Source organism: Salinivibrio sp. SS3 (assembly GCF_001722105.1).
In the GTDB taxonomy this organism is placed as follows: domain Bacteria; phylum Pseudomonadota; class Gammaproteobacteria; order Enterobacterales; family Vibrionaceae; genus Salinivibrio; species Salinivibrio kushneri.
Window position 1 is genome coordinate 1 of record NZ_MEBQ01000012.1, and the last position, 15,007, is coordinate 15,007.

18 protein-coding genes are annotated in these 15,007 nt (G+C 51.6%); 5 read left to right on the forward strand and 13 right to left on the reverse strand.

What is annotated here, in order from left to right; all coding sequences use genetic code 11:
- From BGL48_RS06110 to fkpA, 9 genes are all read right to left on the reverse strand, one after another.
- The coding region (locus tag BGL48_RS06110; RefSeq protein ID WP_141698064.1) for an elongation factor Tu at positions 1-767 on the reverse strand (767 nt) is incomplete at its 3' end.
- 100 nt (positions 768-867) lie between these two features.
- Positions 868-2,964, reverse strand: a complete 2,097-nt coding sequence (gene fusA / locus BGL48_RS06115; RefSeq protein WP_069361830.1) for an elongation factor G — start codon at positions 2,962-2,964, stop codon at positions 868-870.
- Positions 2,965-3,039: 75 nt separating this feature from the next.
- Positions 3,040-3,510: a 30S ribosomal protein S7 gene (rpsG, locus tag BGL48_RS06120; RefSeq protein ID WP_025673237.1), complete on the reverse strand. Its 471-nt coding sequence runs from the start codon at positions 3,508-3,510 to the stop codon at positions 3,040-3,042.
- Between the two features lie 97 nt (positions 3,511-3,607).
- Positions 3,608-3,982, reverse strand: coding sequence for a 30S ribosomal protein S12 (gene rpsL / locus BGL48_RS06125; protein WP_025673238.1), 375 nt, complete (start codon positions 3,980-3,982; stop codon positions 3,608-3,610).
- Positions 3,983-4,159: 177 nt separating this feature from the next.
- Entirely contained in the window at positions 4,160-4,450 is a 291-nt protein-coding gene (gene tusB, locus BGL48_RS06130; protein ID WP_069361831.1) for a sulfurtransferase complex subunit TusB, read from the reverse strand.
- A 10-nt stretch (positions 4,451-4,460) separates the two neighbouring features.
- Complete coding sequence (gene tusC / locus BGL48_RS06135; protein WP_069361832.1) at positions 4,461-4,817, reverse strand: sulfurtransferase complex subunit TusC; 357 nt, start codon at positions 4,815-4,817, stop codon at positions 4,461-4,463.
- 7 nt (positions 4,818-4,824) lie between these two features.
- Positions 4,825-5,217 carry a sulfurtransferase complex subunit TusD gene (tusD, locus tag BGL48_RS06140; RefSeq protein ID WP_069361833.1) on the reverse strand — a complete coding sequence of 131 codons (393 nt, stop codon included), beginning with the start codon at positions 5,215-5,217 and terminating at the stop codon, positions 4,825-4,827.
- On the reverse strand, positions 5,214-5,903 hold the full coding sequence (locus BGL48_RS06145; protein ID WP_069361834.1) for a helix-turn-helix transcriptional regulator: 690 nt from the start codon (positions 5,901-5,903) through the stop codon (positions 5,214-5,216). Before BGL48_RS06145 ends, tusD begins: the two co-directional genes overlap by 4 nt.
- A 159-nt stretch (positions 5,904-6,062) precedes the next feature.
- Positions 6,063-6,848 carry an FKBP-type peptidyl-prolyl cis-trans isomerase gene (gene fkpA, locus BGL48_RS06150; protein ID WP_069361835.1) on the reverse strand — a complete coding sequence of 262 codons (786 nt, stop codon included), beginning with the start codon at positions 6,846-6,848 and terminating at the stop codon, positions 6,063-6,065.
- A gap of 126 nt (positions 6,849-6,974) precedes the next feature.
- Between fkpA and BGL48_RS06155 the strand changes: the two genes are divergently transcribed.
- A complete protein-coding gene (locus tag BGL48_RS06155; RefSeq protein WP_069361990.1) occupies positions 6,975-7,958 on the forward strand; it encodes a WD40 repeat domain-containing protein in 984 nt (327 codons plus the stop codon).
- Between the two features lie 12 nt (positions 7,959-7,970).
- On the forward strand, positions 7,971-8,192 hold the full coding sequence (locus tag BGL48_RS06160; RefSeq protein WP_069361836.1) for a SlyX family protein: 222 nt from the start codon (positions 7,971-7,973) through the stop codon (positions 8,190-8,192).
- A gap of 52 nt (positions 8,193-8,244) precedes the next feature.
- On the opposite strand, the gene slyD is transcribed toward BGL48_RS06160, so the two are convergent.
- The 4 genes from slyD to kefG are packed head-to-tail and all read right to left on the reverse strand — an operon-like array spanning position 8,245 to position 11,373.
- On the reverse strand, positions 8,245-8,736 hold the full coding sequence (gene slyD / locus BGL48_RS06165) for a peptidylprolyl isomerase (protein ID WP_046074781.1): 492 nt from the start codon (positions 8,734-8,736) through the stop codon (positions 8,245-8,247).
- Positions 8,737-8,786: 50 nt separating this feature from the next.
- Positions 8,787-8,990 (reverse strand): YheV family putative zinc ribbon protein, encoded by a 204-nt coding sequence (locus BGL48_RS06170; protein WP_046074780.1) that lies wholly within the window; start codon positions 8,988-8,990, stop codon positions 8,787-8,789.
- A gap of 9 nt (positions 8,991-8,999) precedes the next feature.
- The gene (gene kefB, locus BGL48_RS06175) at positions 9,000-10,799 is read right to left on the reverse strand and encodes a glutathione-regulated potassium-efflux system protein KefB (protein ID WP_069361837.1); all 1,800 of its coding nucleotides are present in this window, start codon (positions 10,797-10,799) and stop codon (positions 9,000-9,002) included.
- A complete protein-coding gene (kefG, locus tag BGL48_RS06180) occupies positions 10,792-11,373 on the reverse strand; it encodes a glutathione-regulated potassium-efflux system ancillary protein KefG (RefSeq protein WP_069361838.1) in 582 nt (193 codons plus the stop codon). Before kefG ends, kefB begins: the two co-directional genes overlap by 8 nt.
- A gap of 196 nt (positions 11,374-11,569) precedes the next feature.
- Here kefG and BGL48_RS06185 point away from each other — a divergent pair, with 196 nt between their 5' ends.
- The 3 genes from BGL48_RS06185 to BGL48_RS06195 are packed head-to-tail and all read left to right on the forward strand — an operon-like array spanning position 11,570 to position 14,956.
- Positions 11,570-13,498 (forward strand): ABC transporter ATP-binding protein, encoded by a 1,929-nt coding sequence (locus BGL48_RS06185; protein WP_069361839.1) that lies wholly within the window; start codon positions 11,570-11,572, stop codon positions 13,496-13,498.
- A gap of 8 nt (positions 13,499-13,506) precedes the next feature.
- The gene (locus BGL48_RS06190; RefSeq protein WP_100297956.1) at positions 13,507-13,983 is read left to right on the forward strand and encodes a TIGR02444 family protein; all 477 of its coding nucleotides are present in this window, start codon (positions 13,507-13,509) and stop codon (positions 13,981-13,983) included.
- Positions 13,967-14,956, forward strand: a complete 990-nt coding sequence (locus tag BGL48_RS06195; RefSeq protein ID WP_069361841.1) for a hydrolase — start codon at positions 13,967-13,969, stop codon at positions 14,954-14,956. The genes BGL48_RS06190 and BGL48_RS06195 overlap by 17 nt, the downstream gene beginning before the upstream one ends.
- Positions 14,957-15,007: the final 51 nt, after the last annotated feature.

Consider the following 15,007-nt stretch of genomic DNA (forward strand, 5'->3'; position numbering starts at 1 on the left):
CAGGTGGTCTTCGCGGTGTCTTTCATGCCCACGATTTCAACGTCGTCACCTACAGTGATGATGCCTTGCTCAACACGACCGGTTACAACCGTACCACGGCCTTGGATTGAGAAGACGTCTTCGATTGGCAGGATGAACGGCTTGTCGATCGCACGCTCTGGCTCTGGGATGTAAGAATCTAGCGCTTCTGCTAGTTCAACAATCTTCTGCTCCCACTGCTCTTCGCCGTTCAATGCACCCAGTGCAGAACCTTGAATAACTGGGCAGTCGTCACCTGGGAAGTCATACTCTGAAAGTAGCTCACGAACTTCCATTTCAACCAGCTCAAGCAGCTCTTCGTCATCAACCATGTCACATTTGTTCATGAACACGATGATGTTTGGAATACCAACCTGACGGCCAAGTAGGATGTGCTCACGCGTCTGTGGCATTGGGCCATCAGTTGCCGCAACAACCAGGATACCACCGTCCATCTGCGCCGCACCGGTGATCATGTTTTTCACATAGTCAGCGTGTCCTGGGCAGTCAACGTGTGCGTAGTGGCGAGTCGGTGTATCGTACTCAACGTGAGACGTTGCGATGGTGATACCACGATCACGCTCTTCTGGTGCGTTATCGATTGACGCGAAATCACGCGCTGCACCGCCGTGTACTTTTGCAAGTACCGTACAGATAGCGGCAGTTAGCGTAGTTTTACCATGGTCAACGTGGCCGATAGTACCAACGTTAACGTGCGTTTTCGTACGTTCAAATTTTTCTTTAGACACGATCGTCTTCCTTCCTAGTTGTGAGTTAAAGGACTTGGCCTAATAACTCAGAAGTCAGTGTTTGATGCCGAGCACGATGTCGGCATCTGGACCAAAATAATTAGCTACGCTCTGCGATCAGGGCGTCAGCGATGTTCTTAGGCACTTCCCCGTACTCGCTGAATTCCATCGAGTAAGATGCACGGCCTTGTGTCGCACTACGTAGGTCAGTAGCGTAACCGAACATTTCAGACAGTGGAACCTGGGCGCGTACGATCTTCAGACCCGCAGGGCCTTCTTCCATACCACCGATCAGGCCACGACGACGGTTCAAGTCACCGACAACGTCACCCATCCACTCTTCTGGCGTGGTTACTTCAACCTTCATCATTGGCTCAAGCATAACAGGCTGCGCGTCGTGAGCACCTTTCTTGAATGCCATTGATGCGGCGATCTTAAACGCCATTTCGTTAGAGTCAACATCGTGGTAAGAACCATCGAACAAGGTTGCTTTAACGTCAAGTACCGGATAGCCAGCCAGTACACCGTTAGCCATCTGCTCTTCGATACCTTTAGCCACCGAGCTGATGTATTCACGTGGAACCACACCACCAACGATTTCGTCAACAAAGACAAAGCCTTCGTTCGGCTCTGATGGTTCGATTTTCAGCCATACGTGACCGTACTGACCACGACCACCAGACTGCTTAACGAACTTACCTTCAACTTTGGTGCTACCACGGATGGTTTCGCGATAAGCAACCTGTGGCTTACCAACGTTACACTCAACGTTAAATTCGCGACGCATACGGTCAACGATGATGTCTAGGTGAAGCTCACCCATACCCGAGATCAGGGTCTGGCCAGACTCTTCGTCAGACTCAACGCGGAAAGATGGATCTTCGGCCGCCAGTTTACCTAGCGCGATACCCATTTTCTCTTGGTCAGCTTTAGACTTAGGCTCAACCGCGATCTGGATAACCGGATCAGGGAATTCCATGCGCTCTAGGATTACTTTTGAATCCATTGAACATAGGGTATCACCCGTGGTCACGTCTTTCAGACCAACCGCAGCAGCGATGTCGCCGGCACGGATTTCTTTGATCTCTTCACGCTTGTTGGAGTGCATCTGTACGATACGACCCAAACGCTCACGCTTTTGCTTCACTGAGTTATAGACAGTGTCGCCCGAGTTAACCACACCTGAGTAAACACGCATAAAGGTCAACGTACCTACGAATGGGTCAGTCGCGACTTTAAATGCCAATGCTGCAAACGGTTCTTTGTCGTCAGCGTGACGTGCGATTGGGTTACCGTCTTCGTCTTCACCTTTGATTGACTTCACATCAATCGGTGATGGCAAGTATTCGATAACCGCATCCAGTACTGCCTGAACGCCTTTGTTCTTAAACGCAGAACCACAGGTTGCCAGTACGATTTCGTTATCAAGGGTACGCTGACGCAGGGCTGTCTTGATTTCTTCTTCAGACAACTCACCTTCTTCAAGGTATTTGTCCATCAGCTCTTCAGAGGCTTCAGCAGCAGACTCAACCAAGAAGTTGTGCCACTCTTCTGCTTGCTCTTTCAGATCGTCTGGAATTTCTTCATAGGTATAAGTCATACCCATGTCTGCTTCGTTCCAGTTGATCGCTTTCATTTTGATCAGGTCAATCACGCCCTTGAACTGGTCTTCTGCACCGATGTTCAAGTGAATTGGCACAGGGTGTGCGCCAAGACGGTTTTTGATTTGATCAACAACGCGCAGGTAATCAGCACCCGCACGGTCCATCTTGTTGACGAATACCATACGCGGTACTTCGTATTTATCAGCCTGACGCCATACGGTTTCAGACTGAGGCTCAACACCTGATGAACCACAGAATACAACCACCGCACCATCAAGCACACGCAAAGAACGCTCAACTTCGATAGTGAAGTCAACGTGTCCAGGAGTATCGATGATGTTTACGCGGTGTTGTTTGAACTGCTGATCAGAACCGGCCCAGAAAGTCGTGGTCGCGGCTGAGGTGATGGTGATACCACGCTCCTGCTCTTGCGACATCCAGTCCATGGTAGCGGCGCCGTCGTGTACCTCACCGATTTTGTGTGACAGACCTGTGTAGAACAGGATCCGCTCGGTAGTCGTGGTTTTACCGGCGTCTACGTGAGCACAAATACCGATGTTACGGTAGCGCTCGATAGGGGTTTTACGAGCCACAATAGTATCCTCTTGCTAAGGTTAACCTTAGAAAATGGGTTTGGCGTGCCCCGAGTGGGACACGCCATGAAGGCATTACCAGCGGTAATGTGCGAACGCTTTGTTCGCGTCTGCCATACGGTGAACGTCTTCACGTTTCTTAACAGCAGTACCTTTGTTTTCTGACGCGTCTAGCATCTCGCTTGCTAGGCGCTGAGCCATAGATTTTTCACCACGCTTACGAGCGGCTTCAACCAACCAACGCATAGCCAGTGCGTTACGACGTACAGGACGTACTTCTACTGGCACTTGGTAAGTTGAACCACCTACACGGCGAGATTTAACCTCGACCGCTGGGCGTACGTTTTCAAGAGCTTGTTCGAATACAGCCAAGTGCTCTTTACCAGAACGCTCAGCCATGATGTCTAGTGCACCATAAACGATTTTTTCAGCCGTTGACTTCTTACCGTCAACCATCAGGATGTTTACAAATTTTGCCAGCAATTCTGATCCGAACTTAGGATCTGGAAGAATTTTACGCTGACCAATTACGCGACGACGTGGCATGGATTATCTCCGTTGTCTTCTTCAGGTTTTATCCAAAACTTTTCAGTTTTTTCAAAATTCAATTGTTTGAGTGTTTGGCCTTACTTAACGGAATCCATTAAGACTTAGGACGCTTCACACCGTACTTAGAACGACCTTGTTTACGGCCGTTAACGCCTGCACAGTCAAGTGCGCCACGAACAGTGTGGTAACGCACACCCGGCAAGTCTTTAACACGACCGCCGCGGATAAGCACAACACTGTGCTCTTGCAGGTTGTGGCCTTCACCACCAATGTAAGAGGTGACTTCAAAGCCATTGGTCAAACGCACACGGCATACTTTACGCAGTGCAGAGTTTGGTTTCTTTGGAGTAGTGGTGTAAACACGAGTACATACACCACGTTTTTGTGGACACGCTTCCAACGCAGGCACGTTGCTTTTCGCAACTTGCTTCAAGCGTGGCTTGCGAACCAGCTGGTTAATAGTTGCCATTAAATAGCTCCTGATATTACTTAACGTATAAGTGTGAAAAATCTAGCCCCAATACAACAGGGACGCGAAATTTTAGGCGTCGGGGTATGGGGTGTCAAGATTTATACAGAGATCTTTGCATTGTTTGTTTTTCGAACAGCACGCGGGGGATTTTCACACACGACAAAGACTAGCCGATTACCATGTCATTTGCGTGACATGTTCAGCGCTCAAATCGACCAATTGATGCATATCAATCAGCTCAGCACTGGGGTGTAGTTTCTCACCAAGCCCACGAGCGTCCACATCCTCTTTCAGCAAATAAACAGCATGCGTCTCGGTAAACAATCGGATTGCCCACTCGCTCCCCGCCACCCCGGCGACAACAGCATCACTGATCAAGACAATCGCACTGTTCGATGGCGCGTAGTCTAAGCACTGTGCCAAGGCTTGACGGCTGTATGGTGAGTGTTTGACCAGGTGAAGCACGGCCTTCTCCTTAAAAATGTAGAATGCGATCGCAGCCTGACAGCTGCGTTTTGATTTGCTCGAGGGATAACGCTTGAGTCGACAGCACCGTAGACGTTTGCTCAAGTCCTCGTGCGGTCAACGAGGCCTGACAGGCATAAATCGCTTCGACATCACACAAGGGGAGCATTTTAAAGCTGGCGATATAGTCACGGCTCAAAATCTGGCCCGGTTGCTGCCCTTCAAGCAATTGAAAGACACCGTCGCCGATAAAAAACACCACCAAGTTGTCACAAAAGGCGGACGCAGCAAGCAGTGCATCCAGCCCTTCTCGGCCACTTGCGCTGCCATGAGGTGCCGAGGAAAAAACAAACCCTATTTTCATCACTGCCCTCTTAAAATTGCATCACACGGTCGGCGGTCAATAAAGCTTCCGCCAGCGCCCCAAGCCCCGCTTGGGAAAAGTCGGTTGCCAAGGTGCTTTGCGATAACCCATGTTGTGCCGCTTCCTGATCACTGATCACACCACGGCGCAGCGCTGCAGCCACACAGGTTTCCAGTTCCACGTGATGATCACGGGCTAACGCCTGCCACGCGCCCACCAAATCAAATTCATCATTTGCAGGGACGGTGCTCGCTGCCCCATTCAATACACCATCTTGATAGAAAAATACCTTACTGACTTGATGCCCGGCCTCTATTGCCGCACAAGCAAACTGATACGCGGTACGTGCCATTTGTGTGCCGTAAGCCGGCTCCGTGACCACTAACACATATTGCAATTTCATGACGCCGCCTCTTCGGTTTTGCGTTGTCTAACGTAGAGGTACACCGTGTGTTTAGAAATATTAAGCCTGGCCGCGACCCGATTAATGGCATCTTTGATATCAAAAATCCCTTTATCATAGAGCGCCATGACGATTTGGCGGTTTTTGGTATTGTTAGACACGCTTTTATCGGCGTTCACTTCTTCAACGGTACGCTCGACCGTTTGATCCACCAGCTCTTCCACATCACTGGCAAAATTAACCGATGAGGCCGCTTGCTTCGCTTGATCGTCGGGGATGAAGGCTTGCAGTACCTGAGAAAAAGGCGCGTCTAAATTGATATTGATACATAACAGCCCAATGATGCGGTTGTCCCCGTTACGAATGGCCACCGTGATTGATTTCATCAAGGTGCCACTTTTCGCGCGGGTAAAGTAAGCGCGAGAGAAGTTGCGCTCGGAGCCCTCGATATCACGCAGCATGCGCAAGGCTAAGTCAGTGATGGGTGAACCCACCTGACGCCCGGTATTTTCACCGTTGGCGATTTTTATCGCCGACTTATTTAAATCGTCTAATGCATGCAGCACGATTTCACAGTGCCCACCAATCAAGGCGGCTAGCCCATCGACCACGGCCGAGTAGGACTGCAAGATAATGCTGTCTTGTTGGTTAAGTGGATTGGGCTCGATGAGCTCACTTTCCGTCATAATGTTCGCGCCAAAACCCTCTGTCGGTACCACGTACGCCTACCCTTATTCGACCATTTATCTTTATTGCTCTGCGCTCAGTTTAACAGAATTCCTATCTAAAAATGCAAAAAGCCCCGGCAACGCCGGGGCTGGTATCACGAGTCAAGACCTTAGCTTTTAGCCTTGGCTCGCGCTATCACCTTCTTTCGCATCATCTTTGATTTCGAGTAACTCAACATCAAATACCAAGGTCGAGTTGGCAGGAATCGATGCAGTGTCTTGGTCACCATAAGCCAGCTCTGGCGGTACAACAAAGGTAAACTTAGAGCCGACCGGCATCAGCTGCACCCCTTCAGTCCAGCCAGGGATCACTCGATTGAGTGGGAAAGTGGCCGGTTCACCACGATCGTATGAGCTGTCGAATTGCGTACCGTCAGTCAGGGTACCTTTATAATGCACCACAACCGTATCTTCTGCTGATGGCTTCTCACCATCACCCATGCTATCGACTTTGTACAACAGCCCAGAATCAGTTTCTTTCACGCCTTCTTTCTGCGCGAACTCAGTGCGGTATTTTTCACCGTCAGCGATCGCGGCTTCTGCTTTTTCTTTTGCTTGTTGCTGGGCAAGCTTGGTCACACGCTGATCAAGCGATTGCAACGCCGCCTGTGCTTGCTCATCGGTTAACTTTGACTCACCTTGAAAGACGTCTTGCACCCCTTGCAATACCACCTCTTTATCCAGCTCGAGACCAATTTCGGCCTGCTGCTCCAAGTTGGCGTTGAGATATTGCGCCAAAGAAGCGCCAATCGCGTAGGCTGCTTTGTCGTCTTCGTTGGCAAACGCCGCTTCGGCTTGTTCAGCCGCTTGGTTGGTTTGCTCTACTTTTGCGTCTTCTTGTTGACAGCCGACGGCAAAGGCAACGGTTGCCGCGAGTAGCGACATCTTCATTACTGATTTCATTGGGTACTCCGTTGATGGTAAGGATTAATCCTCGTATTGTATTTACTGACGCATCCACCATGCGAAAGCCTGATTCTATCCATATACTCGTGGTTATATGGCTGCACACTCTGGAACTCAAGTATGATGCCCAAAATCCGCCACATTGTTGGCATTTTTATTCTGTTAAGCGGCCTAACGGGCTGCTGGCAGTCTGGCAAAGAAGCCCAGCGCTGGTCAATCCACCCTGAGGGCGCCACCAGCTTTAGTCTTAGCCGCGATGGCCGTTTTGCTTTACTCGCCTCGGACGAAACCGACATTGTCCTGTGGGATCTGGTCACCAATCAGCGGTTGGCGGAGCTAGGGCCGCAAGATCCCAATGCCAACCCTGTCGTGGTCAGCCATATTTCCGATAATAAGCGCTACGCTATCACCGCAACGGCACAAAACTTTGCCGTTTGGGATCTGGCTTGGAGCCAGTCTCAAGGACTCTGGTCTATTTCTGACGGCATCATCCGCGATGCCGCGATCAGCAACAATGGTGAAAAGCTGGTACTGGCCATGTCTAGCGGTAAAGCATTATTCATCGACTTAGGCACGGGAAGGCGCCTAGAGTTCCTTGCGCATCGCGATAAAGTCAATGCGGTCGCGATTTCCCCCAATGGTGCTTACGTTCTATCAGGGGGAAATGACCATCATGCCTATTTTTGGGATACCGAGTCGGGGCAAATTATCAACGACTTCGCCTATGATCAACGGGTTAAGCAAGTGGCCTTGCATCGTGAAGGCCAATACGCGTTCGTCTCTGATGGCGGCAATCGCGCGGTGATTTGGGCTTTGCCCAGTGGTGAAAAGGTAAGTGAGCTGGATATTTTTGCTCGCCAAGCGATTTACGCCAGTGCCCGTTTTTCCGATGATGGCCGTCAGTTGGCCACTGGCACCCCCTCACAGCGGGTCGAATTATGGGACGTACAAAGCGGTGAAAACATTGGCCGCTGGCAAGCCTTGGCGCAACCAGACACTCGCCCACCTAGCGCAGTCGTGTATGATGTGGCTATCGACCCCACCGGGCGAGTGATTTCCGGGACATCCGCCGGTATCGCCCAAGCTTGGTTAACCGACGCGCAATAGCGAGAGAGCAGTATGAGCGAGATTGATAAGTTACAGCAGCAAATCGACGACCTGGAATATAAGGTCGCTTTTCAAGAAGACACCATCGAGCAGCTCAACCACGCGTTAACCCAGCAGCAAGGGGACATTAAGCGTATGACAGTGCAAATTCAATACTTAGTCAGTAAGTTAAAAAACATAGAGCCGGAAAACATTGCCAGCCAAGCAGAAGAAACCCCGCCACCACACTATTGATACGAAAAAGGCGCCATTCGGCGCCTTTCATTCACCACAGACGGATACCGTCTTAGTGGTCGTGACCACAGCTTTCACCGTCTTGGTGAATATGACCGTGAGACACTTCCTCTTCTGTCGCTTCGCGAACGTCAACCACTTCCACAGAGAAAGACAGGGTTTGACCGGCTAGCATGTGGTTAGCGTCAACTACCACTTCTTCACCATCCACTTCCGTCACTTCAACTGGAATTTGGCCTTGGTCCGTTTCTGCCATAAAGCGCATGCCCACTTCTACTTGGTCTACGCCTTGGAATACGTTAGCTGGTACGCGTTGTACCATAGCTTCTTGGTAATCACCGTAGGCTTCATCTGGGCCTACAGTCACGTCAAAGCTCTCACCTTTTTCGCGGCCTTCCAGCGCGTTCTCAAGACCTACAATCAGGTTACGGTGACCGTGCAGGTATTGGAGAGGCTCTTGTGCTGTTGATTCGTCAACAAGTGCACCATCTTCATTTTTTACTTGGTAAGCCAGGCTGACTACCACATCTTTTGCAATTTTCATGCTCGCTCCGAGACCGGAAGGTAAATGGACTGACGATGATAACGGATCCCCTACTCCGGTTTAAAGATCCCAATGACATTCTCTGCTGACTCGGCACCAGAGTGTGACTGTTGTGCCGAATCAGGCAACCGACTATCATGATAATCGCAGCTGACACACTCTACTTTGTCAATATTATTTTCGCGCCATACTCGTAACGTATCGAGCTGTTGGCACGCCGGGCACGCTGCCCCAGCAATGAAACGTTTTTTCACTTCAACACCTTACTCATCTCGATTCCAACTTTGGTGCCGCTCACTATCACCACGCATTTCTCGGTCAAAAATTTCTTCCAACTCTTTGCGTGCTTCTTTCGCTCGGGAGGCCGTCGCCAAGTCTTCGCTGTGTTGCGGCAAGAGATCTTGCAATACCCGCATATCCAGCTTACGAAATAAAATTTCGGCTCGCTTGGCTTTATACGGATGCATACCCAGTGACTCTAGCGTCTGCCTCCCGAGCTCAAGGGCCCCCAAAAAGGTTTCACGCGAGAATTGATCCACGCCCTGTGCCATCAATTGATAGGCCTCGACACGACTCCGCGCCCGCGCCATTACTTTAAGGTTAGGGAAATGGCGCGCACAAAGATCAACAATCTCCATCACTTCATCAGGCGAGTCGGTACAAATCACAATCGCTTCAGCGGTATGCGCGCCTGCCGCCCGTAATAAACTGAGCTGGGTTGCGTCGCCATAATACACTTCATAGCCAAAACGACGTAGCAGCTTAATTTGCGTCGGATCACGTTCTAATATGGTTACCCCAATTTTATTGGCGAACATCAACCGGCCTACCACCTGACCAAAGCGACCAAAACCGGCAATGATCACGCGCGCATCGGCCTGCTCAAACTGCCCTTGTGGTGGCGCTTCTTCAGGCTCATTAAACGTGCGAGCAAACCAGCGTTGTTGAAGCGTCAGCATTAAAGGCGTGGTCATCATCGACAAGCTCACCACCACCAACAAAAACGCGTTTAACTCTTGGTCAAGTAAGCCCTGGCTACGCGCTGCATTGAAAATAACAAACGCAAACTCTCCCCCTTGGCTGAGTAATACCGCCATTTGACTGCGCGCTTTTGGCACCACCCCAAAGGCACGCGCCAAGCCATAAAGCAGCAAGGTCTTCACCAAGATCAACGCCGCGACCGCTCCCAGTATGGCCAGTGGGTAGTCGAGCAATAGACCGAGATCAACGGTCATTCCCACTGCAATAAAGAACAGCCCAAGCAACAAACCTTTAAAAGGCTCAATCGCGGTTTCTAATTCATGACGGTATTCACTTTCCGCAAGCAATACGCCCGCAAGAAACGCCCCCAGCGCCATCGATAGGCCTAACGCTTGCATGGCGAGGGCAATCCCAATCACCAAGGCCAGCGAGGTCACTGTAAATAGCTCGGTGACGCCGCTCATGGCCACTAAACGAAACAGCGGACGCAGCAGGAAATGACCGCCCACCAGCAAAATACCAATGCCGACAAACATCCATAATACGTCGAGCCAACTGCCAGCACTGCCACCGGCAAGCGCGGGGATCATCGCGAGCATCGGGATCACCGCTATATCTTGGAAGAGCAAGACGGCAAATCCCGCTTGCCCGGTTTCGCTGCGCATTAGGCGTTGATCTTCGATAATCTTCATCGCAATCGCGGTTGAAGAGAGCGCCAAGCCAACCCCAATCACCAACGCTTGCGAGAGTGTCAAGCCGACCAATGCGCAAATCACACCGATAAACAACGCTGTGACCACGACCTGACTGCCCCCCAGACCGATAATCGGTCGTCGCATCTGGAGCAACTTTTTGGGGTTCAACTCCAAACCGATCAGAAAAAGCAGCAGCACCACGCCAAATTCGGCAAAATGGAGAATCGCATCCACATCACGGACCAGACCCAGCCCCCAGGGCCCGATCACTATGCCTGCCAGCAAATAGCCAAGCACCGAGCCCATACCCAAGCGCTGGGCAAGAGGAACCGCAATCACCGCCGCCAATAAAAAAACAAAGGCCACCGATAAGAGGTTGTTATCCATCCTCGCCTCCTTGGTGCGCCAATGGGTCAGCGAGCCAATCGGCATAAATCTCAGCAAACGCTTCGCGATCGGCATCGCCAACGCGGCGCGCCCAGTGCAAGACCAACGGTGGGATCCAATACATCCGACATAATGAGGCGGTTAACTCAAAAGGCTGCAGTAGCTCGGCCATTGAATATTTGTTGTAACCTTGTTGACTAAACGCTTCGGCCGCCCCGCCGGTGGTCACCACAAAACGGCAGGTTTTACCGGCCAACGCATCCCCGCCTTGCCCATGTGCAAACCCTTTCCCGAGCACCACATCTATCCACTCTTTCAACAGCGCCGGACAGGAATACATTTGCAGTGGATGCTGAAAGACCAACACATCGGCGTCAGTGACCAACGCGCGCTCATGATGGACGTCCACCACAAAATCCGGGTAGGCGGCGTAAATATCGTGCACGCTGACATGGGCCAGCGGCGTAATGGCCTCAATTAAACGACGATTGGCAACAGATTCATCGGGGTCGGGGTGAGCAAAAATCACCAGTACCTTGGGAAGAGAGGGGCTTTCAGCCTTATCTCGGGGCATAGGCTTCCTTGTCTTATGATTATGGTCAGAACGCAATCTGTTCATTTATCCGTGTTTTTAACTTTAACACACAAATATGCGCCGTCTGTGTCTGACCAGTGGGATGACGCGGTAGAATTTGGCAATCCCGGTATCAAGCTGGTATAACGACCGCGCGACAATGCGCACCCATCAACCCGAGACAGACTGAGAAATCATGATTCGCTTCTCCGATATTCAACTGCTTCGAGGGGGTAAGCCCCTGCTTGACCACACTTCTGCCACTATCTCACCGGGCGACAAAGTCGGTCTGGTGGGCAAAAATGGCTGTGGCAAATCGAGCTTGTTTGCCTTGCTGCGCCATCAATTATCGTTGGATGCCGGCCATTGTGACTACCCGAGTCAGTGGCAGGTAGCATGGGTGGCGCAAGAAACCCCCGCGCTCGACAAAAGCGCGCTCGAGTACGTGATTGATGGCGACAGCGAATACCGCGCGCTACAGCAAGCCCTACGCGACGCCGAAGCTCGTGATGACGGTAACGCGGTGGCGATGTTACACGATAAATTGGATGCCATTGGTGGTTATACCATTGATGCGCGTGCGGCCAGCTTATTAGATGGTTTGGGCTTTAGCCAACCACAAATCCACTGGTCACTCACCCAGTTCTCAGGTGGCTGGCGAATGCGGCTGAACTTAGCACAAGCGCTATTATGTCGCTCTGATCTATTGTTGCTCGATGAACCCACTAACCACCTAGATCTCGATGCGGTTATGTGGCTAGAAAAATGGCTACAGCAATATCCAGGTACCTTGGTGTTGATCTCTCACGACCGGGATTTCTTGGATCCTGTTGTCAATCGCATCATTCACATCGAGCATCAACAGCTCAATGAATACACCGGTAATTATTCCGACTTTGAGCAAATGCGCGCGCAAAAATTGGCGCAGCAACAGGCGCAGTACGAAAAGCAACAAAAGCAAATTGCCCACATGCAATCGTATATCGATCGCTTTCGTTACAAAGCCACCAAGGCCCGCCAAGCGCAAAGCCGGATCAAAGCCCTTGAGCGGATGGAGAAGGTATTGCCCGCGCAATACGATAACCCGTTTAGTTTTACCTTCTTCACGCCGGACGCCTTACCCACCCCCATTTTAATGATGGACAAAGTGGCGGCGGGTTATGATAAGACACCTATTATTGAAAACATTCGCCTTAACCTGGTGCCGGGGGCACGCATTGGCTTGCTGGGGCGCAATGGGGCGGGTAAGTCGACCCTGATTAAACTCCTCGCGGGCAGCTTACCCGCCATGGCCGGTGAATTAACCTATTCACAAGGGGTGAAAATTGGCTACTTTGCCCAACACCAACTCGATACGTTGCGCATCGACGATACGCCACTTCAGCACCTAAACCGGTTAGCCCCCACCACCGCTGAGCAAACCTTACGTGATTTTCTCGGCCGGTTTGGCTTTCAAGGCGACAAGGCGCTCGAGCCCATCGGGCCCTTCTCTGGAGGCGAAAAAGCCCGCTTGGTGCTCGCCTTATTGGTATGGCAAAAACCGAACTTACTGTTACTCGATGAGCCAACCAACCATCTGGACTTGGATATGCGCCAAGCGCTGACACTCGCCTTGCAGTCTTACGAGGGTGCGATGGTGATTGTCAGTCACGATCGCTTCTTGCTGCGCGCCACCACCGATGACTTGTATTTGGTCGACAATGGCGCAGTGCTACCCTTTGATGGAGACTTGAACGATTATCACCGTTGGCTGACCGATCAACAGCGCGCTGATCGCGCTGAGAGCAAAAAACAAGCGGCCGCGGAGAAAACGGCGCCGCAACAAACACAGGTGGATCGTAAAGCACAAAAACGCCGCGATGCCGAGTTACGTAAGCAAACCGCGCCTTTGCGGAAAAAAATTGACAATCTCGACACACAGATAGAACAACTCTCTGCCATTATCTCTGACGCAGAAAATCAGTTGGCGGACCCCGAGATTTACCACAGTGATAATAAGGCGCGGCTCACGGCGCAATTGCAACGTCAAGCGGATGCTAAATCGACGCTCGAAGAGGTGGAACAAGAATGGATGGAGCGACAAGAAGAGCTGGAAGCCCTGGAGGCGACATTCAATCAGGACTAACCCCTGGGATGGCGAATCCCGCCGACCTGTGGCAGTTTTGTTTACATCATTATGGCAAGCCCGAGGTAAAGCAAGCTTGCCTCAGGCTGCAAGACGAGCACCAAGGCAACGTGAATCTTGCCTTGTTACTCGCCTGGATTGAACAACACGGCTATGGGCTTGCGCCCGAGAGCCTCACACAACTGAAGCATGCGTTAAGCCGCTCTGAGCATTTGCTTATTGCCTATCGTCACCTTCGGCGAGAGTTGAAGCCGCGGGTCGGCAGTGGGCAGTACAAAAAAATGCTCAACTTTGAGCTCAGTTTAGAAAAATTCCAACAGCAAGATTTAGTCGATGCCCTCAATCGTCAAACCTGGCTCACGGACACCGCCTCTCCTCTCGCCTACTATTGCCGTCAGCTGTCACCATCAGCACGCAACCTATATACATCACTGAAGGTGACGCCCGCCGAGGAAGAGGGAAGCAACCATGATGACACCGTTTAAACCCATTCCCAGCGCGCGGAACGCGCACTTACAAACCTTGTTGCCTCGCTTTTTGCGTCGAGCCCCGCTTTTCACCCCTCGCTGGCAGCAATTTGATCTGCCTGATGGCGATTTTGTCGATCTGGCATGGACACATCAGCCGCAGCCTGGACAGCCGATTGTTGTTTTATTCCATGGCTTAGCAGGCAGTTTCGACAGCCCCTATGCCAACGGCTTGCTCGCGGCCTTCCAACGCCAAGGTTGGTGCGGCGTGGTGATGCACTTTCGCAGCTGCAGTGGCCGCCTTAATCGTGCCGCGCGAACCTATCACTCGGGAGAAACCCAGGACGCGCGTGCCTTCTTCACCCATTTGCGTCAAACCTATCCAAAGAGTCAAATTGGCGCAGTCGGGGTCTCTTTGGGGGGGAACATGCTGGTGCGTTACCTGGCGGACTATCACGATGATCCCATCGTGGCCTGTGGCTGCGCCGTGTCGCCGCCACTTGACCTTGCCGCCTGCTCGATGCGTATCCAACAAGGCTTTTCCCGTGTTTATCAAGCCTATTTGTTGCGCTCGATGCGCCAAACCCTAGCGGAAAAACTCACACGTCATCAACAAGTGGGCCGATGGCACGCGGGGGAGCGCCCGACGATAAAAACCCTGTTCGAGTTTGACCAAACCGTGACAGCCCCGCTTCATGGCTTTGACGATGCGCACCATTATTATCACGCCTGTAGCGGCCTTTCCGTGCTTAATACCATTAAGACACCGTTGGCCATCATTCATGCCAAAGACGATCCTTTTATGACCGACGCGGTGATCCCAACCTCCCCATTACCCGCGAACATTGACTATCAACTCACTGAGCATGGCGGCCATGTTGGCTTTGTCGCCGGTAGTTGGCGCCAACCTCAGTTTTGGCTTGAGCAAGCGGTGCCTGGCTGGCTCGCCGCTTATTTGCCGCATGAGTCACTGAGTAAGTCGGCGCGTTAACACCGTCAAAGGAAGCAAAGAGAACCACTGCATTGACTGGTATGATCGGGT